This window comes from Streptomyces sp. CA-111067 (genome assembly GCF_050956065.1).
GTDB lineage: Bacteria > Actinomycetota > Actinomycetes > Streptomycetales > Streptomycetaceae > Actinacidiphila.
Map to the genome: position 1 here is coordinate 1,164,353 of NZ_CP192103.1, position 17,354 is coordinate 1,181,706.

14 protein-coding genes are annotated in these 17,354 nt (G+C 73.2%); 10 read left to right on the forward strand and 4 right to left on the reverse strand.

What is annotated here, in order from left to right:
- Positions 1 to 22 precede the first annotated feature (22 nt).
- Positions 23 to 868, forward strand: coding sequence for a siderophore-interacting protein (locus tag ACQPW6_RS05025; protein ID WP_433888309.1), 846 nt, complete (start codon positions 23 to 25; stop codon positions 866 to 868).
- Positions 869 to 1,049: 181 nt separating this feature from the next.
- Here ACQPW6_RS05025 and ACQPW6_RS05030 read toward each other — a convergent pair whose 3' ends face one another.
- From ACQPW6_RS05030 to ACQPW6_RS05040, 3 genes are all read right to left on the reverse strand, one after another.
- Entirely contained in the window at positions 1,050 to 1,835 is a 786-nt protein-coding gene (locus ACQPW6_RS05030; protein ID WP_433888310.1) for an ABC transporter permease, read from the reverse strand.
- Positions 1,832 to 2,857 carry an ATP-binding cassette domain-containing protein gene (locus ACQPW6_RS05035; RefSeq protein ID WP_433888311.1) on the reverse strand — a complete coding sequence of 342 codons (1,026 nt, stop codon included), beginning with the start codon at positions 2,855 to 2,857 and terminating at the stop codon, positions 1,832 to 1,834. The genes ACQPW6_RS05030 and ACQPW6_RS05035 overlap by 4 nt, the downstream gene beginning before the upstream one ends.
- Positions 2,858 to 3,103: 246 nt before the next feature.
- Positions 3,104 to 3,790: a PadR family transcriptional regulator gene (locus ACQPW6_RS05040; RefSeq protein WP_433894427.1), complete on the reverse strand. Its 687-nt coding sequence runs from the start codon at positions 3,788 to 3,790 to the stop codon at positions 3,104 to 3,106.
- Positions 3,791 to 4,006: 216 nt separating this feature from the next.
- On the opposite strand from ACQPW6_RS05040, the gene ACQPW6_RS05045 reads away from it, so the two are divergent.
- From ACQPW6_RS05045 to ACQPW6_RS05065, 5 genes are all read left to right on the forward strand, one after another.
- Positions 4,007 to 5,521 carry an amino acid permease gene (locus ACQPW6_RS05045; RefSeq protein ID WP_433888312.1) on the forward strand — a complete coding sequence of 505 codons (1,515 nt, stop codon included), beginning with the start codon at positions 4,007 to 4,009 and terminating at the stop codon, positions 5,519 to 5,521.
- A gap of 87 nt (positions 5,522 to 5,608) precedes the next feature.
- Positions 5,609 to 6,061, forward strand: coding sequence for a MarR family winged helix-turn-helix transcriptional regulator (locus ACQPW6_RS05050; protein WP_433888313.1), 453 nt, complete (start codon positions 5,609 to 5,611; stop codon positions 6,059 to 6,061).
- Positions 6,061 to 7,812, forward strand: coding sequence for an MFS transporter (locus ACQPW6_RS05055; RefSeq protein ID WP_433888314.1), 1,752 nt, complete (start codon positions 6,061 to 6,063; stop codon positions 7,810 to 7,812). The genes ACQPW6_RS05050 and ACQPW6_RS05055 overlap by 1 nt, the downstream gene beginning before the upstream one ends.
- Positions 7,813 to 7,873: 61 nt before the next feature.
- Complete coding sequence (locus ACQPW6_RS05060; RefSeq protein WP_433888315.1) at positions 7,874 to 8,446, forward strand: YbhB/YbcL family Raf kinase inhibitor-like protein; 573 nt, start codon at positions 7,874 to 7,876, stop codon at positions 8,444 to 8,446.
- A gap of 107 nt (positions 8,447 to 8,553) precedes the next feature.
- Positions 8,554 to 9,540: a peptidoglycan-binding domain-containing protein gene (locus ACQPW6_RS05065; protein ID WP_433888316.1), complete on the forward strand. Its 987-nt coding sequence runs from the start codon at positions 8,554 to 8,556 to the stop codon at positions 9,538 to 9,540.
- A 16-nt stretch (positions 9,541 to 9,556) separates the two neighbouring features.
- Here the strand turns inward: ACQPW6_RS05065 and ACQPW6_RS05070 are convergent, their stop codons facing one another.
- Entirely contained in the window at positions 9,557 to 10,135 is a 579-nt protein-coding gene (locus tag ACQPW6_RS05070) for a TetR/AcrR family transcriptional regulator (protein WP_433894428.1), read from the reverse strand.
- A 228-nt stretch (positions 10,136 to 10,363) separates the two neighbouring features.
- Between ACQPW6_RS05070 and ACQPW6_RS05075 the strand changes: the two genes are divergently transcribed.
- From ACQPW6_RS05075 to ACQPW6_RS05090, 4 genes are all read left to right on the forward strand, one after another.
- The gene (locus tag ACQPW6_RS05075; protein ID WP_433888317.1) at positions 10,364 to 11,260 is read left to right on the forward strand and encodes an urea amidolyase associated protein UAAP1; all 897 of its coding nucleotides are present in this window, start codon (positions 10,364 to 10,366) and stop codon (positions 11,258 to 11,260) included.
- A gap of 68 nt (positions 11,261 to 11,328) precedes the next feature.
- Positions 11,329 to 11,940, forward strand: a complete 612-nt coding sequence (locus ACQPW6_RS05080; protein ID WP_433894429.1) for an urea amidolyase associated protein UAAP2 — start codon at positions 11,329 to 11,331, stop codon at positions 11,938 to 11,940.
- Complete coding sequence (gene uca / locus ACQPW6_RS05085; RefSeq protein ID WP_433888318.1) at positions 11,937 to 15,608, forward strand: urea carboxylase; 3,672 nt, start codon at positions 11,937 to 11,939, stop codon at positions 15,606 to 15,608. The genes ACQPW6_RS05080 and uca overlap by 4 nt, the downstream gene beginning before the upstream one ends.
- 104 nt (positions 15,609 to 15,712) lie before the next feature.
- Positions 15,713 to 17,350 carry an allophanate hydrolase gene (locus ACQPW6_RS05090; protein WP_433888319.1) on the forward strand — a complete coding sequence of 546 codons (1,638 nt, stop codon included), beginning with the start codon at positions 15,713 to 15,715 and terminating at the stop codon, positions 17,348 to 17,350.
- The last annotated feature ends 4 nt before the right edge of the window (positions 17,351 to 17,354 follow it).

The window sequence follows — 17,354 nt, forward strand, 5'->3', positions numbered from 1 at the left end:
GCGAACAGAGCGGAGCACATCCATGGCGGATCGAGCGCCACGCAGGACCCCCAGGCCGCATCACGCGCGGGTGGTGCGCGCCGAGCGGCTCACCCCGCACATGATCCGGGTGGTGCTGGGCGGCGAGACGCTGTCCGGGCTGCCGCTCGGTGTCAGCACCGACCACTACGTCAAGCTCATCTTCCCGGCGGAGGGCGTGAGTTACCCCGAGCCGCTGGACATGGAGGCGGTGCGCCGCGACTTCCCGCGCGAGCAGTGGCCGCGCACCAGGACGTACACCGTACGGGCCTGGGACCAGGAGGCCGGCGAGATCACCGTGGACTTCGTCCACCACGGCGACGAGGGCCTGGCCGGACCGTGGGCCGCGTCCGTCAAGCCCGGCGACGGCATCTACTTCGCGGGCCCCGGCGGCGGTTACGCGCCGGACCCGGAGGCCGGCTGGCACCTGCTGGCGGGCGACGAGAGCGCGCTGCCCGCCATCGCGGCGGCGCTCGAAGAACTGGCGCCGGGCGCCACCGCGCGGGTCTTCGTGGAGGTGGCGGGGCCGGAGGAGGAGCAGAAGCTGCTCACGTCCGCGGACGCCGAGATCGTCTGGCTGCACCGCGGCGAGCGGCCGGTCGGCGAGGCGCTGGTGGCCGCCGTCACCGCGCTGGAGTTCCCGCCGGGCGACCTCCAGGCGTTCGTACACGGCGAGGCCAACTTCGTTAAGGAGCTGCGCCGTTACCTGCGGGTCGAGCGCGCGATCCCGCGCGAGCAGCTGTCGATCTCGGGCTACTGGCGGCGGGGCGCGGACGAGGACGGCTGGCAGGCGTCCAAGCGGGAGTGGAACGCGCAGGTGGAGCGGGAGCAGGAGGCCGCCGAGGCGTGAGGGTGCGCCCGGTCGCCGCCGCCGCGTCGGATGCGGGTGCGGATGCGGATACGGGTGCCAAATGGCGGCCGGGCCCGGTCGGTTGACCGGGCCCGGCCGCAGCCGCGCTCGTCGCGGCGTCGCGGTCCGGCGCCCGGGAGTGACAGCGCCCTGAGGTCCGGGGCCCTAAGGTCCCTGGGGCTCAGACCGACTTCTGGTACGAGCGGAAAGTGCGGGTGGACAGCGCCACCGCCACCGCGGCCAGCGCCAGCAGCCCGCCGCCGCGGCTGAGCACATCGCCCCAGTCCGGGTCGGCGGCCATCGCCGAACGCCCGGCGATCAGCGCCCAGTTGACCGGGTTGAAGGCGGCGACGTGCCGCATCCACCCGGGCATCAGCGCCGACGCCATGAACGCCGAGGACAGGAACGTCAGCGGCAGCAGCAGGAAGGTGTTGATGCCGATGATGCTCTCGCGCTGCCTGACCAGCATGCCGAGCGCGTTGGAGAACGCGCCGAAGACCGTGCCCAGCAGGACCGAGGCGACGATCAGCACCAGCAGTCCGGTGATCCCGCCGGGGTAGTGCGCGCCGCCCGCCTTGCCCAGCAGCACGATGATCACCGACTGCAGTGCGGTACTGAGGCCCTGCTGCACGACGTTGGCGTTCATCAGCGCGGCCCGGCTGACCGGGGTGATCAGGAAGCGGTTGAGCGTGCCCCGCTCGATCTCCTCCAACGTGCCCATGCCCGCCCACATGTTGGAGGACACCGCGCTCATCACGACCACGCCGGGCACCAGGTAGTCCAGGTAGGAACCGCCGCCGAAGCCCGGCAGTTCGACCACCTTCTTGAACAGCGAGCCGAACAGGAACAGCCAGATCACCGGCTGGACCAGGGTGATGACCACGAAGACCGGCTGCCGCAGGATCGCCACGAGTTGACGCTGCGTCATGTACCAGGTCTGGTTGACGGTGCTGCCGAGCGCGCTCATCGGGTGCCTCCTGCGACGGTGGCGGGTTCGGTGCCCGCGCCGGCGGTGGCGGCGTCCGCGTCGGAGAACCGGCGGCCGGCGTAGCGCAGGTAGACGTCGTCGAGCGACGGGCGGGCGACGGTGACCGTGGCCACCGAGAAGCCCTGCTGTTCGAGTACGGCGAGCACGTGCGGCACGGCGGCGGGTCCGTCGTCCGAGCGGGCACTCAACCGCCGCCCGTCGACGGTCACTTCGCGTACCTCGGTGAACTCGGCCAGCGCGGTGGCCACCAGGTCGGCGCCCACCGGTCCGGGATCGTCACGCAGTTCCAATTGGAGGGCGTCGCCGCGCAGTTCGCCCTTCAGCTCGTCCGGGGTGCCCTCCGCCACCACCCGGCCGCGGTCCACGATCGCGATCCGCTCGGCGAGCCGGTCGGCCTCCTCCAGGTAGTGCGTGGTGAGCAGGATGGTCAGGCCCTCGTCACCGGCCAGCCGGGCGATCTCGTCCCACATCGCGCCGCGCGACTCCGGGTCGAGGCCGGTGGTCGGCTCGTCCAGGAACAGCACCTGCGGGCGGTGGATCAGCCCGAGGGCGACGTCCAGGCGGCGCTGCATGCCGCCGGAGTACGTCTTGACCTGCCGGCCGGCCGCGTCGCCGAGGTCGAAGCGTTCGAGCAGCTCGTCGGCCCGCTTGCCGACGGCGGCGCCGCGCTGCCCGTACAGCCGCCCCTGGAGCACCAGGTTCTCCCGGCCGGTGGCGACCGGGTCGGCGCCGGACTTCTGCGAGACGACGCCGATGGAGCGGCGCACCCGGTCCGGGTGGCGCAGGGCGTCGTGGCCGGCCACCTCGACGGTGCCGGAGTCGGGGCGGGCGAGGGTGGTGAGGATCTTGACGGTGGTGGACTTGCCGGCGCCGTTGGGGCCGAGCAGTCCGAAGACCGTGCCGGCGGTGACGCTGACGTTCATGCCGTCGAGCGCCTTCACCCCGCCGGGGTAGGTCTTGAGCAGTTCCTGCGCCGCTACCGCGGGCGCTCGGGTGGTCATGGTGGGGCTCCTCCGCGTAGGGGTCGGTCCGTGGATCCGCTGGTCAGGCGACCGGGATCGGAAACGGGAACGGGCCTAGGGAGCAAGCCGGGCTAAAGTGGGTGTGCGGCACCCGTCGCCCGGCCCCTGCTTCCCGCAGGCGGCCGTCCGGTGGTTCGCGCTCCGGTGTCCGCTGTTGCCGCAGCGGCGCCGGGGGCCGGACGTCCGGGGACTCCCGGAACGTCCAGGTCTTGGGTTCTTCACGGGTCAGATGTTCCGCATCTGCTCCCGGATCTGCTCGGCCGTCTCGGAGGCGGCGAACTCCTCCTCCAGGCCGGCCATGCCCTCGGGGATCTCGCCGGTCTCGTGCCAGCTGCGCCAGTCGGCCGTGCCGCTCACCGTGCCGGCCGCCAGCTCAGCGAGCAGGCCGCGGATCCAGCCGAGCTCGGCCTCGATCATGTGCCGCTGGTACTCGGTCTCCAGCAGGAACAGCCGCGGCAGCTCCTCGTCGAGCTGGTCCAGCACGCCGCGCAGCGCGGCGCTGTTCACGTTCAGGGTGCCGGCCCGCTCCTCCAGCAGTTCGACGACCTCGTCCGGGTGCAGTGCCGCGATGAGCGAGAGCGCCGCCCCGAAGGCGGGGTACTCCCTGGCCGGCACGGCCACCAGGCCGGCGAGCCAGTCGTGCGACTCGATCCTGCCCTTGTCGGTGAGGCCGTAGAGCGTGCGCTCGGGGCGGTTGCCCTCCCGCTGCACCCCGGCCACCTCGACGAGGCCGTGCTTCTCCAGGTTCTGGACGACGGTGTAGAGCGAGCCGTAGTTGATCTTGATGCTGTGTTCCTTGCCGCGCTGGCGCAGCAGCCTGGCGATCTCGTACGGGTGCATCGGGCGCTCGTTGAGGAACACCATGACGGCCAGCGCCAGCGGGTTGGTGAGCTTGCGCCGCCCGGTCGCCATCTCCTCGCCTCCGTTCACTCGTCACCGTATATCCGTGGCCGAGCATATCGCGTCATGCGAGGGCGGACAACCGCGATACATCGCGAATTTCGAGGAGCGTACCGCGGCGGCGGGCGTGAGGACTTCGGCCCGCGGCCGACATGAACGTGTCATCGCGGTGAAACACCAGGTCCCTAATTTCTGTCGCCTGACAGGAATACACACGAGGGGGCCGGCATGACCGCCACCGCACCTACCGACGTCCGCTCGGATCCGGGTTCCGACACCTCCGGTCTGGCCGGGTTCGGCTACCGCCAGGAACTGCACCGCAGCATGGGCCGCTACGCGTCCTTCGCGGCCGGCTTCTCCTTCATCTCCGTCCTGACCACCGTCTTCCAGTTCTTCGCCTTCGGCTACTCCTTCGGCGGCCCGCGCTTCTTCTGGACCTGGCCGGCCGTGCTGATCGGCCAGCTGCTGGTCGCCGCCTGCTTCGCCGAACTCGCCGCCCGCTACCCGATCTCCGGCGCGGTCTACCAGTGGTCGAGCCGGCTCAGCAACAAGGTGTTCGGCTGGTACGCGGGCTGGATCATGGTGCTCGGCCAGATCGTGGTGGTGGCCGCGGCGGCGCTGGCGCTCCAGGTCGTGCTGCCCGCGGTCTGGTCCGGCTTCCAGCTGATCGGTACGGACACCTCGCCGGTGTCGTCGGACGGCGCGGCCAACGCGGCGGTGCTGGGGATCGCGCTGCTGGTCCTCACCACGGCGGTGAACCTGCTCGACAACCGGGTGATGTCGCTGGTCAACCGGATCGGGGTCACCGCGGAGATCATCGGCGCGGTGCTGATCATCGTGCTGCTGTTCACGCACGCGGACCGGACGCCGTCGGTCACCGTGCACGGCGGGGCGGGCGGATCGGCCCTGCTGGTCGGCTCGTTCGCCGCGGCCTACGTGATGATCGGCTTCGACAGCGCGGGCGAGATGAGCGAGGAGACCCGCTCGCCGCGCCGGGTCGCGCCGCGGACGATCCTGACCGCGCTCACCGCGGCCGGGCTGCTGGCCACGCTCTTGGTGCTGGCGGCGCTGCTCGCCGCGCCCAGCCTGTCCGACGGCCGGCTCGGCACGGAGGGCCTGTCCTACGTGCTCACCAGCCGGCTCGGCGACGGGCCGGGCCGGGCGCTGCTGTGCGACGTGGCGGTGGCGGTCGCCGTGGCCACGCTCGCCATCCAGACGTCGGCCACCCGGATGCTGTTCTCGATGGCCCGCGACCGGGCGCTGCCGTTCTCCGCGACCCTCGCCCGCGTCTCGCCGCGCACCGGCCAGCCGCCGGCCCCCGCGCTGGTGGTCGGCGCGCTCTCGGCGGCGCTGCTGCTGCTCAGCTTCGCCTCCCCCGAGGCGTGGCTGGCGATCGGCACGACGTGCATCGTGATGCTCTACCTCGCCTACGCGATGGTCACCGGCCCGCAACTCCTCCGCCGCTTCCGCGCCCCGCTCCCCCCGGCAACCGACGATTCCGGCAACCCGCTGTTCTCCCTGGGCCGCTGGGCCGTCCCGGTCAACGCCCTGGCCCTCCTCTACGGCCTGACGATGACCGTCAACCTGGCCTGGCCCCGAGCAGCCGTCTACGACCCGTCCGGCAGCCACTGGTACTTCCAGTGGTTCACCCTGCTGTTCCTGGCGGCCGCCCTGACAACCGGCTTCGCCTGGCGCACGCTGCGGAAGCCCGCCGCAGCACCGGCGGAGCACCTCGCGCCGTAGCCGTTCCGACCGCCCCGGACCCGCCGCCCGGCGGGGCCGGCCACCCCCCGGAAGCAGTAAGGCAGGTTTATAAGTTAGACTTAGCATATGGACGATGATCTGGATCCCGGCACGGTTGCCGCCGCCCTGCTCGCCGGGGTCGGGGCGCTGGTGCGGCGGGCGCGGCAGGTGCCGGCGGGCGGGGGGCTGACGATGCCCGAGCGGACGGCGCTCTCGCTGCTCGAGCGGGCCGGGCCGGCCACCTCGTCGGCGCTCGCGCGGCAGGTGCAGATCACCGCGCAGGCGATGGGGGCCACGCTCGGCGCGTTGCGATCCCGCGGGCTCGTCGAGCGGCGGCCGGATCCGGATGACGGCAGACGTGTCGTGCTGAACGTCACCGAGGCCGGCACGCGGGCGCTGAAGGACAAGCGCAACGCCCGCGCCGAGCTGGTCGCCGAGGCTCTGACCAGCGGCGAGTTCACCGCCGACGAGGTCCGCCAGCTCGCCGCGGCGGCGCCGCTCCTGGAGCGGCTCGCGCAGAACATACGGGAAGCGCGCTGATGACCGAGCCCTCCAACGCGCCCGCCGGCCGGTCGACCGACGACCGGTACAAGTGGACCGCGCTGACCAACACCACCGCCGCCGTCTTCATGTCCGCCCTGGACGGCTCGATCGTGCTGATCGCGCTGCCCGCCATCTTCCGCGGCATCCACCTCGACCCGCTGGCCCCCGGCAACATCGCGTACCTGCTGTGGATGATCATGGGATACCGGCTGGTACAGGCCGTCCTGGTGGTCACCGTCGGCCGGCTCGGCGACATGTACGGCCGGGTGAAGATCTACAACTCCGGGTTCGCGGTCTTCACCTTCGCCTCGATCCTGCTGTCCTTCGACCCGTTCGACGGCGGCCACGGCGCGATGTGGCTGATCGGCTGGCGGCTGCTACAGGCCGTCGGCGGCTCGATGCTGACGGCGAACTCCGCCGCGATCCTCACCGACGCCTTCCCCAAGGAGCAGCGCGGCTTCGCGCTGGGCATCAACCAGGTCGCCGCGCTCGCCGGGATGTTCATCGGCCTGGTGGCCGGCGGGCTGCTGTCCGCCTGGGACTGGCGCGCGGTGTTCTGGGTGAACGTGCCCGTCGGCGTGTTCTTCACGGTGTGGGCCTACCGCACCCTGCGGGAGACCGCGAAGGGCGGCGGCGGCCGGATCGACTGGTGGGGCAACATCACCTTCGCGGTGGGACTCAGCTCGGTCCTGATCGCGGTCACCTTCGGCCTCCAGCCCTACCACGGGCACACCATGGGCTGGACCAACCCGCTGGTGGACGGCCTGATCGCCGGCGGGCTGATCCTGCTGGCGGCGTTCGTGGTCATCGAGAACCGCGTCTCCGCACCGATGATCCAGCTGAGCCTGTTCCGCCTGCGGGCCTTCACCTTCGGCAACCTGGCGGGCCTGGCCATCTCGATCGGCCGCGGCGGCATGCAGTTCGTGCTGATCATCTGGCTGCAGGGCATCTGGCTGCCGCTGCACGGCTACGACTACAGCGACACACCGCTGTGGGCCGGCATCTTCATGCTGCCGCTGACCGCCGGATTCCTCGCCGCGGGCCCGGTCTCCGGCTACCTGTCCGACCGGTTCGGCTCCCGGGGCCTGGCCACCAGCGGCGCGGTGCTGTTCGGCGGCAGCTTCCTCGGCCTGATGGTGCTGCCGATCGACTTCAGCTACTGGATCTTCGCCCTGCTGATCGCGCTCAACGGGATCGCCAGCGGCATGTTCGCCTCCCCCAACTCCTCCTCGATCATGGGCAGCGTGCCGGCCCGGCTGCGCGGGGTCGCCTCCGGCATGCGCGCCACCTTCCAGAACTCCGGCACCGCCGTGTCCATCGGCGTGTTCTTCTCGCTCATGATCGCCGGACTGGCGAGCAGCCTCCCGCACTCCCTGACCAGCGGGCTGCAACAGCAGGGCGTACCGGCCCATGTGGCCGACCACGTCGGCGGACTGCCCCCGGTCTCCTCGCTGTTCGCCGCCCAGCTCGGCGTCAACCCGGTCGAGCACCTGCTCCAGCCGACCGGCACCCTGTCCCATCTGACGGCGGCGCAGCAACAGACCCTGACCGGACGGGAGTTCTTCCCGTCGCTGATCGCCGGTCCGTTCCACTCCGGCCTGGTCATCGTCTTCGCGTTCGGCGCCACCCTCGCCTTCCTCGCCGCCATCGCCTCCCTGCTGCGCGGCACCAACACCCGGCCCGCCAAGGCCGGGGAACCGACGAACCCGGCAACCAGCAGAGCCCCACAGGAGAAGCACACCCCATGACACGCACGACGACCGACCCCGCACCCGCACCGGCCGCGATCGACACAGTTGGGGGAACCCGATGACGCTGCTCGGCCGGCTGCTCAACAACCGCAGGGCAGGCGATGCCCACACGGCGTGGCACCTGCCCAACCTCCAGGGCCCCGACCTGCTGACCCTCACCAGCCGGCAGTTCGGTGACGGCGAGACCATGCCGCTGGAGACCTGCGCGAAGAACATCGGCGGCACCGACACCTCACCGCATCTGGCCTGGACGGCGCCGCCGCCCGGCACCGGCCAACTCCTGCTGGTCGTCGAGGACATCGACGTCCCGCTGCCCAAGCCCGCCGTGCACTGCCTCGCCCTGATCGACCCGGCGGCCGGGCAGTTGGAGCCGGGCGCGCTCTCCGCGCGTCAACCCGCTACCGGAGTAAGGGTGTTGAGGTCCACCATTGGACGCGGGTACCACGGCCCGGCGCCCATCAAAGGCCACGGGCCGCACCGCTACGTCTTCCAACTCCTCGCCCTCGCGAACCCCGTGGGCGGCGACCCGAGCGCGACGCCCCCGGAGCGGGCACGGCCCCGTGCCCTGCTGCCGGCCGTCACCCCGCCCGTCCTCGGCCGCGGCCGGCTCACCGGAGTCTTCGAACGCTGACCGACCCGTCCGATGACCTCCGTGCCCTCGGGCTCGTTAGCCGGGTGCGGTCCTCAACCGCCGTGTTGTGGACGGCTCCGCCCGCCAGCGCACCGACGGAGGTCACGATGTCAACCGGCCCGCAGAAGTACCCGGGTGCCAGCACCGCGCACTGGTACCAGAGCAAGTTCTCCAGCGACGCCATGGAGACCAACGTCGTCGTCTGGCACTCGACCGAGGGCACCACCCTCCCGGACTACGACGGCGGCTCGGTCGCACCGAACCTGACCGCCGTGCCGGACTTCAAGGCCGAGAAGCTGCTCTGGTACCAGCACTTCGACGTCGACCGGTCCTCCCGCGCGCTGGTCAACCTGACCGGCGGGGTGGAGACCAACACCCTCAACGTCGTACAGGTCGAGATCGTCGGCACCTGCGACCCGGTCACCCACAAGAAGTGGGCCGGCAGCCGGCACCTGTACATGCCCTCCCTGCCCGACTGGGTGATCAGGGACCTGGCCGCCTTCGCCAGGTGGGCGCACGACACCAACGGCGTCCCGCTGGTCTCCGGCCTGGAGTTCAAGGCGTACGACGCCTCGTACGGCGCCCGCAACGGCGTCCGGATGTCGGCGTCCCGCTGGGAGTCCTTCCACGGCCACTGCGGCCACCAGCACGTCCCGGAGAACGACCACGGCGATCCCGGGGCGTTTCCGATGGCGGCGATCCTGGCCGCTGCCGGGGCGGGCTCCGCGCATGCTCCGGCCGGGTCCTCGCATGCACCGGCCGGGTCCTCCGGTGCGGTCAAGCCGAAGGTCTCGCTGGGCCGCCTGATCGACGCCGCGCACAAGGACCCCGAAGCCGCGCAGGGGCACGCCTCGCACCCGGCGGACGTGAAGCCGGTGGAGGCCGCGCTGGTCAAGCTCGGCTACCTCAAGGCCACTTACGCCGGGGACGGCACGTTCGGCAGCATGACGGTGGCCGCTTACGGCAAGTGGCAGCAGGCGTACAGCACGGCGCACGGTCTGGGCTGGTCCGGTACGGCGGTGAACGGCATCCCGGGTGCCGCCTCGCTCAAGGCGCTGGCCTCGGCGACGGGGAAGTTCGCGGTGGCGGCCTGACGCCGGGCCCGGTCCGTCACACCTGGGGGCCGGGCACGCCCGCGATGCGGAGGGCCGCGTCGGCCACGGCCGGGGCGAAGGCGGGGGCCGGGCGGTCGGGGGCGGAGCGCTGGATCAGGATGACGCTCTCGATCAGGGCGAAGATCAGGTCGGCGCGCAGCGCGAGGTCGGCCGGAGGGAGGCCGGCGCAGGCGGCGGTGCGGGACAGCAGCCGCGTGTAGCAGTCCTTCAGGGCCGCGCGGGCCCGGTGGAAGCCGGCGAAGCGCTCCGCGGCGACCTCGGGCAACAGGTAGAGCGCGCCGAGGTTGTGCGGGCCCGCGGACAGCAACTCGGCGTCGGAGCGGCACAGTTCCCACAGCCGGGCCTCGGCTGGCCGGCCGTCGTCGGCGAGCAGCGCGCCGGCCAGTTCGAGCGACGGGGTGACCGTGCTCTCCAGCAGTTCCGCGAGCAGGTCCTCCTTGCCGCCGACGTAGTGGTACATCGACGCCTGCCGCAGCCCGGCCCGTTCGGCGACGGCACGGGTGCTGGTCGCGGTGTAGCCGAGGGTGGTGAAGAGTTCGGCCGCCGCCGCGAGCAGTTCCTCGCGCGGGCTCATCCCGGTCTCGGGACGCTGGCTGGCCCGCGGCCGTCCGACCCGCCTTCCGCTCGTACTCACCGCTTGATCGTCGCACACGGCCGGTACGGCGCTGGGCCGCCGGCCCGGTGAGCGGCCGGTAACCGGCGCGCAACGCACGCGCAATCGGCCGGAATCCACCGGCGCCTAATTTCTGTCGAGCGACAGAAATCAGGCGACAGCGAACCACCGAGACGGAGGTGGAGCACCGTGGCGACAGGGACGAGCGGACCGGCAGCCAAAGCGGGCGGGGGCGGCGGAGGCGGCGCGGCCGGCCGGAGGCCCCGGGCAGGGCGGCGGGGCAAGGGCGGCTCGACGGGGACGGCGCTCGGCGCCCGTGAGCACGCCCGCGCCCAGGACGGCACCCGCGCCGAGGCGATGCCGCAGGTGCCCGCGCCGGACGGCCTGCTGTGGGCCGAGACGGTGGCGGGCGGCAACTACACCCACAAGGCGCTGGCCCGCGGCACCGAACTGCGGCTCACCGACCCGACCGGCGACGCCTGCGCACATCTGCTGCTCTACGTCCAGGACCGGCCGTGGGAACGGCTGAACGCCGCCGACACCGTCAAGGTCCAGTGGAACGCCTACCTAGGCGCCGGCCGGCTGCTGCTGTCCGACCAGGGGCGGGTGCTCGCCTCGCTGATCGCCGACACCAGCGGCCGGCACGACACGCTGTGCGGCACGTCGTCGGCGGCGCGCAACACCGCACGGTACGGGGACGGTTCGGCGCACGGCGGGTCACCCGCGGGCCGCGAGCTGTTCAAACTCGCCGCCGCCAAGCACGGGTTGGCGCCGCGCGACCTGCCGCCCTCGCTGTCGTTCTTCCAGGGCGTGCGCGTGGAGCCGGACGGGGCGCTGGAGTTCACCGGTCCGGCCGGTCCCGGTACGGCGGTGGTGCTGCGGGCCGAGATGCCGCTGACCGTCCTGCTGGCGAACGTGCCGCACCCGCTGGACCCGCGCCCGGCGTACACCTGCGGTCCGCTGGAGGTCAGCGCCCGGCCCGGCCGGCCCACCGCGCCCGGCGACCCGCTGTGGGACACCACCCCCGAGGGCCGCCGCGCCTTCCTGAACACCGCGGAACACCTGACCGCCAGGGGGCAGGCATGACGAGCACCCGGATCACCCAGCCGGCCTCGTCGATCGGGCCTTCCGCGCCGGCGAGCGGACCGGTGCCGATGGCCGCCACGACGACCACCGTGCCGGCCCGCGCTCCCTGGTCCGCGGTCATCCCGGCGGGCGCCCTGCTGACCATCACCGACCTGCACGGCAACCAGGCCGTCGACTTCCTGGTCTACGACGCCCACGACACCGCCGTCCGCTACAGCGCGCCCGACACCATCCAGGCGCAGGGCAACCTCTTCCTGTCCACCGGCAGCGTGCTGCTGTCGGGCGAGCACACGCCGCTGATGACCGTGGTCGCCGACACCTGCGGCCGGCACGACACCATCGGCGGCGCCTGCTCCAAGGAGTCCAACACCCTGCGCTACGGCCACCACACCTGGTCGCAGCACGCCTGCGTGGACAACTTCCTTGCCGAGGGCGCCCGTTACGGCCTGGGCAAGCGCGATCTGGTGAGCAATGTCAACTGGTACATGAACGTCCCCGTGGAGGAGGACGGCACGCTGGGCATCGTGGACGGCATCTCCGCGCCCGGGCTCGAAGTGGTGCTGCGGGCCGAGACCGACGTGCTGGTGCTGGTCTCCAACTGCCCGCAGATCAACAACCCTTGCAACGGCTTCGACCCGACGCCGGTGACGATGACGGTGAGCGGGGCGGACAGCCGATGACGTTCGACACCAAGGCAGGCGACACCCAGGCCGGGGGGACCAAGGCCGGGGACACTCCGTCCACCGCGCCCGCGGCCGGCGGTCCGGCGCCCTTCGACACGCTGCTGGTCGCCAACCGGGGCGAGATCGCCGCCCGGATCATCCGCACCGCCCGCCGGATGGGGCTGCGCACGGTCGCGGTCTTCTCCGACCCCGACCGGGCCGCGCCGCACGTCGCCCTGGCCGACCAGGCGGTGCGGATCGGGCCGGCGCCCGCCAAGTCCAGCTATCTGGACGTGGCCGCGGTGCTGGCGGCGGCCCAGGAGACCGGCGCGGGCGCGATCCACCCCGGCTACGGATTCCTCTCGGAGGACGCCGGCTTCGCCCGCCGCTGCGAGGCCGCAGGGCTGGCCTTCGTCGGCCCGACCCCGCGGCACCTGGAGCTCTTCGGCGCCAAGCACACCGCGCGGGCCGCCGCCGAGGCCGCCGGGGTGCCGCTGCTGCCGGGCACCGGGCTGCTGCCCGACCTGGCGGCGGCGCTGGCGGCGGCCGAGGCGCTGGGTTATCCGGTGATGCTCAAGGCGACCGGCGGAGGCGGCGGTATCGGCATGCGCGCCTGCCACTCCCCCGCCGAACTCAGCTCCGCCTGGGACCCGGTACGGCGGATCGCCGCCGCGGGCTTCTCGACCTCCGGGGTGTTCCTGGAAGGGCTGGTGACCAGTGCCCGCCATGTCGAGGTGCAGGTCTTCGGCGACGGCGCCGGGCAGGTGGCCGCCCTCGGCGACCGGGACTGCTCGCTCCAGCGCCGCAACCAGAAGGTGGTCGAGGAGGCACCGGCGCCCGCGCTCCCCGACCGGGTCCGGCGTCAACTCGCGGACACCGCGCGGGCGTTGTGCGCGTCGGTCGGCTACCGCTCGGCGGGCACCGTGGAGTTCGTCTACGACGCCGAGCGCGAGCAGCCGTACTTCCTTGAGGTCAACACCCGTCTCCAGGTGGAGCATCCGGTGACCGAGGAGATATTCGGCATCGATCTGGTGGAGTGGATGCTCCGACTGGCCCGCGGCGACAGCCCGTTGACGCACCCGAGCCCGTCGGATCGCGCCGCCGTCCCCGGGCTCCGGCCGGCCGGCCACGCGGTGGAGGCGCGGATCTACGCCGAGGATCCCGGCCACGGCCACCGGCCGAGCGCCGGCGTGCTCACCCGGGTCAGCTGGCCGCAGGGCGTGCGGGTGGACAGCTGGGTGGAGACCGGTACCGAGGTCGGCACGTCGTACGACCCGATGCTCGCCAAGGTCATCGCCCACGGCGCCGACCGCGCCCAGGCGCTCGACCGGCTCGGCGAGGCCCTCGCCGCCACCAGGATCGACGGCATCGAGACCAACCTCGGACTGCTGCGGGCCGCGCTCACCGAACCCGCGCTGCGCGCCGCCACCCACACCACCGCCACCCTGGACACCGTCACCGACCCGTCCCGGCGGATCGACACGGTCAGGGCGGGCACCCTCACCACCGTCCAGGACTGGCCGGGCCGTACCGGCCTGTGGCACGTCGGGGTACCGCCGTGCGGCCCGATGGACGACCTGTCGTTCCGGCTCGGCAACGAGGCGCTCGGCAACGACGAGGGCGCGCCCGGCCTCGAATGCACGCTCCAGGGACCGGCGTTGCGCTTCAGCCACGCCACCACCGTGTGCGTCACCGGCGCGCCCGCCGCGGTGACGGTCGACGGCCGCGAGGTGCCGCAGTGGCAGCCGGTCACCGTGCCGGCCGGGGCGGTCCTGGACATCGGCGCACCGCGGGAGGCGGGCCTGCGCACCTACCTGCTGGTCGCCGGCGGCCTCGACGTGCCCGAGTTCCTGGGCAGCGCCGCCACGTTCACCCTCGGCCGGTTCGGCGGGCACGGCGGGCGGGCGCTGCGGGCCGGGGACGTCCTGCACGGCGGGACGGCCTCCGGCGCCGCCGCGGTCCCGGTGGCCGCCGGGCGGCGGCCCGTGATCGGCACCCAGTGGCGGATCGGCGCGGTCGAAGGGCCGCACGCGGCACCGGAGTTCTTCACCGAGGACGACATCCGCGACTTCTACGCCGCCGACTGGAGCGTGCACTTCAACTCGGCGCGTACGGGGGTGCGGCTGGTCGGCCCGAAACCGCGCTGGGCCCGCGCGGACGGCGGCGAGGCGGGGCTGCACCCGTCCAACATCCACGACACGCCGTACTCGGTCGGCGCGGTGGACTTCACCGGTGACATGCCGGTGCTGCTCGGGCCTGACGGCCCGTCGCTCGGCGGGTTCGTCTGCCCGGCCACCGTGGTCACCGGCCAGCGCTGGAAGCTGGGGCAGTTGCGGCCGGGCGACACCGTGCGGTTCGTGCCGGTCGGCGAGGACGCCGCCGCCGGGCTGCGGGCCGCGCCCGCGACGGCGCCCGTGCCGTCCCGGCCGGTCATCGCCGACGGCGGCGTGCTCGGCCGGGCCGAACCAGCCGTGGGGCGGCCCGCCGTGACCTACCGGCGCAGCGGCGACGACAACCTGCTCGTCGAGTACGGCCCGATGCAGCTCGACCTCGCGCTGCGGATGCGGGTGCACGCGCTCGCCGAGCACCTGGCCGCGCAGCGGCTGCCCGGGGTGGTCGATCTCACCCCCGGGATCAGGTCGTTGCAGATCCACGTCGATCCTGCGGAGCTGTCCACCGGCAAGCTGCTCGACCTGGTGCGGGAGGCGGAGGACCAACTGCCGCCCACCGACCGGCTGGTGGTGCCCAGCCGCACCGTGCACCTCCCGCTGTCCTGGGACGACCCGGCCACCCGGGAGGCCATCGCCCGCTACATGGCCGGGGTGCGGGACGACGCGCCGTGGTGCCCGTGGAACATCGAGTTCATCCGCCGGATCAACGGGCTCGACTCGGTCGACGACGTGTACCGGACGGTGTTCGACGCGGAGTACCTGGTGCTCGGGCTCGGCGACGTCTACCTCGGCGCGCCGGTCGCCACCCCGCTCGACCCCCGGCACCGGCTGGTGACCACGAAGTACAACCCGGCGCGGACCTGGACGGCGGAGAACTCGGTCGGCATCGGCGGGGCGTACCTCTGCGTGTACGGGATGGAGGGGCCGGGGGGTTACCAGTTCGTGGGGCGGACGATCCAGGTGTGGTCCAGCCGGGCGCGCCGGCAGCCGTGGCTGCTGCGGTTCTTCGACCGGATCAAGTGGTACCCGGTCGAGGCGGACGAACTGCTCGACCTGCGGGCGGACATGGCCGCCGGGAGGCACACCGTGCGGATGGAGGAGGGGGAGTTCGCGCTCGCGGACCACCAGCGCTTTCTGGCGGACAACGCGGAGTCGATCGCCGCGTTTCGCTCGCGGCAGGCGGTGGCGTTCGGCGCGGAGCGCGAGGCGTGGGAGGCGTCGGGCGAGTTCGCCCGCGCGGACCCGACCACCCCGCCGCCCGCCCCGGCCCCCGGGTCGGAGGTCACCGCGCCGCCCGGCGGCTGCGTGGTGGAGGCGGAGTTCGCGGCGGCGGTATGGCAGGTGGCCGTCCGCCCCGGCGAGCGCGTGGAGGCGGGAGCGCGGCTTCTCACGCTTGAGGCGATGAAGATGGAGTCCTCCGTACGCGCGCCGGGGGCGGGCGTGGTGACCGAGGTGCTCGTCACCCCGGGCGACCAGGTCCTCCCGGGCACGGCGCTTGTCGTTCTTGCCCCATGACCCGGCTCCCCACCGTAGCGTCCCCACCCGGCTCCCGACCGCGGGTCCGTCGTGGCTTGTCGCGCCCACCGGCCCGCACCTGTCTACGGGCGAAAGGATGAAGCATGGAGCACGTTCAGCGGCGCGTCGCCGAGGCGTACCGGCGGGTTCGGGAGGTCGACCGTCCCGAGGTCTGGATCGATCTGCGGGCACAGGCTGAGGTCGCCGACGAAGCCCGGGGCGTCGACGCTCGGCTCGCCGCAGGCGAAACCCTGCCGCTGGCCGGGGTGCTGCTCGCCGTCAAGGGGAACATCGACGTGCGCGGGCTGCCGACCACCGCCGGGTGCCCCTCGTACGCGTACGAGCCGGACGCCGACGCCCCGGCCGTCGCGGCCCTGCGCGCAGCCGGCGCGATCGTGCTCGGGACGACGAACATGGACCAGTTCGCGACCGGCCTGGTCGGCACCCGCAGCCCGTACGGCGCCGTACGCAACGCCCTGGACCCCCACCGGGTGAGCGGCGGTTCGAGCGCCGGCTCGGCCGTCGCCGTGGCGCTGGGCATCGCCGACCTGGCGCTCGGCACCGACACGGCCGGATCGGGCCGGGTCCCCGCGGCCTTCAACGGCATCGTCGGCGTCAAGCCGACCCGCGGCCTGGTCTCCACCGAAGGCGTCGTCCCGGCCTGCGCGAGCCTGGACTGCGTGTCGCTGTTCGCCCGCACCCTGCCCGAAGCGCGCCGGGCGGCGGCCCTGCTCGCCTCTCCCGCGCCGCCGCCCCGGCGGCCGGGGCCCTGGCGGGTGGCGGTGCCCGGCCGCGGGCAGCTCGGCGAGCTAGACCCGGGCTGGGCCCAGGCGTACCAGGCCGCGGCCGATCGGCTGGCCGCCGCGGGCGCCGAGCTGCGGACCGTGGACCTGGGCCCGTTCACCGAGGCCGCCGCCCTGCTCTACCAGGGCGCGTTCGTCGCCGAGCGCTACACCGCCGTCGGCCGCTTCGTCGACGAGCACCTGGACGACCCCGCCCTCGACCCGACGGTCGCCCGGATCATCACCTCGGCCCGCGACCTGCCCGCGCACGCGCTGTTCGCCGACCAGCGCCGGCTGGCCGTGCTCCGCGAACGCGCCCGCGCCGAACTCGGCGACTCCGACGCGCTGCTGCTGCCGACGACGCCGGGCCACCCGACGCTCGCCGAGGTGGCCGCCGACCCGGTCGGCGCCAACACCCGGCTCGCCCGGTTCACCAACTCGGCCAACCTGCTCGACCTGTGCGGGATCGCGGTGCCCGCGGGCGAGGTCGGCGGGCTGGCGTTCGGGGTGATGCTGCTCGGCCCGGCCCAGTGCGACGACCGGATCGCGGAGATCGCCGCGCTGCTGGCGCCCCCGGTGCGGCTCGCGGTGGTCGGCGCCCATCTGGCCGGCGGCCCGCTGAACCACCAGTTGGTCTCGCTGGGCGCCCGGCTCGCGGCGGCCACCGCGACCGCGCCGGAGTACCGGCTGTACGCGCTGGCCACCGAGCCGGCCAAGCCCGGTCTCGTCAGGGTGGGCGCGACCGGCGCGCCGATCGAGGCCGAGGTCTGGGAGCTGTCGGCGGCGGCCCTCGGCGCCTTCACCGCCGCCCTCCCCCGCCCGATGACACTGGGCAGCGTCACGCTCGCCGACGGCAGCGCCGTCACCGGCTTCCTCTGCGAGCCGTCCGCGCTGGACGGCGCCGAGGACATCACCGCGTACGGCGGCTGGCGGGCCTACCAGGACCGGCACCGCCCATGATCCC

Bases quoted from the DNA above. Each gene is read 5' to 3' on its own strand.
- ACQPW6_RS05025 (WP_433888309.1), top strand. From the start codon at position 23: ATGGCGGATCGAGCGCCACGCAGGACCCCCAGGCCGCATCACGCGCGG.
- ACQPW6_RS05030 (WP_433888310.1), bottom strand. From the start codon at position 1,835: ATGAGCGCGCTCGGCAGCACCGTCAACCAGACCTGGTACATGACGCAG.
- ACQPW6_RS05035 (WP_433888311.1), bottom strand. From the start codon at position 2,857: ATGACCACCCGAGCGCCCGCGGTAGCGGCGCAGGAACTGCTCAAGACC.
- ACQPW6_RS05040 (WP_433894427.1), bottom strand. From the start codon at position 3,790: ATGGCGACCGGGCGGCGCAAGCTCACCAACCCGCTGGCGCTGGCCGTC.
- ACQPW6_RS05045 (WP_433888312.1), top strand. From the start codon at position 4,007: ATGACCGCCACCGCACCTACCGACGTCCGCTCGGATCCGGGTTCCGAC.
- ACQPW6_RS05050 (WP_433888313.1), top strand. From the start codon at position 5,609: ATGGACGATGATCTGGATCCCGGCACGGTTGCCGCCGCCCTGCTCGCC.
- ACQPW6_RS05055 (WP_433888314.1), top strand. From the start codon at position 6,061: ATGACCGAGCCCTCCAACGCGCCCGCCGGCCGGTCGACCGACGACCGG.
- ACQPW6_RS05060 (WP_433888315.1), top strand. From the start codon at position 7,874: ATGACGCTGCTCGGCCGGCTGCTCAACAACCGCAGGGCAGGCGATGCC.
- ACQPW6_RS05065 (WP_433888316.1), top strand. From the start codon at position 8,554: ATGTCAACCGGCCCGCAGAAGTACCCGGGTGCCAGCACCGCGCACTGG.
- ACQPW6_RS05070 (WP_433894428.1), bottom strand. From the start codon at position 10,135: ATGAGCCCGCGCGAGGAACTGCTCGCGGCGGCGGCCGAACTCTTCACC.
- ACQPW6_RS05080 (WP_433894429.1), top strand. From the start codon at position 11,329: ATGGCCGCCACGACGACCACCGTGCCGGCCCGCGCTCCCTGGTCCGCG.
- uca (WP_433888318.1), top strand. From the start codon at position 11,937: ATGACGTTCGACACCAAGGCAGGCGACACCCAGGCCGGGGGGACCAAG.
- ACQPW6_RS05090 (WP_433888319.1), top strand. From the start codon at position 15,713: ATGGAGCACGTTCAGCGGCGCGTCGCCGAGGCGTACCGGCGGGTTCGG.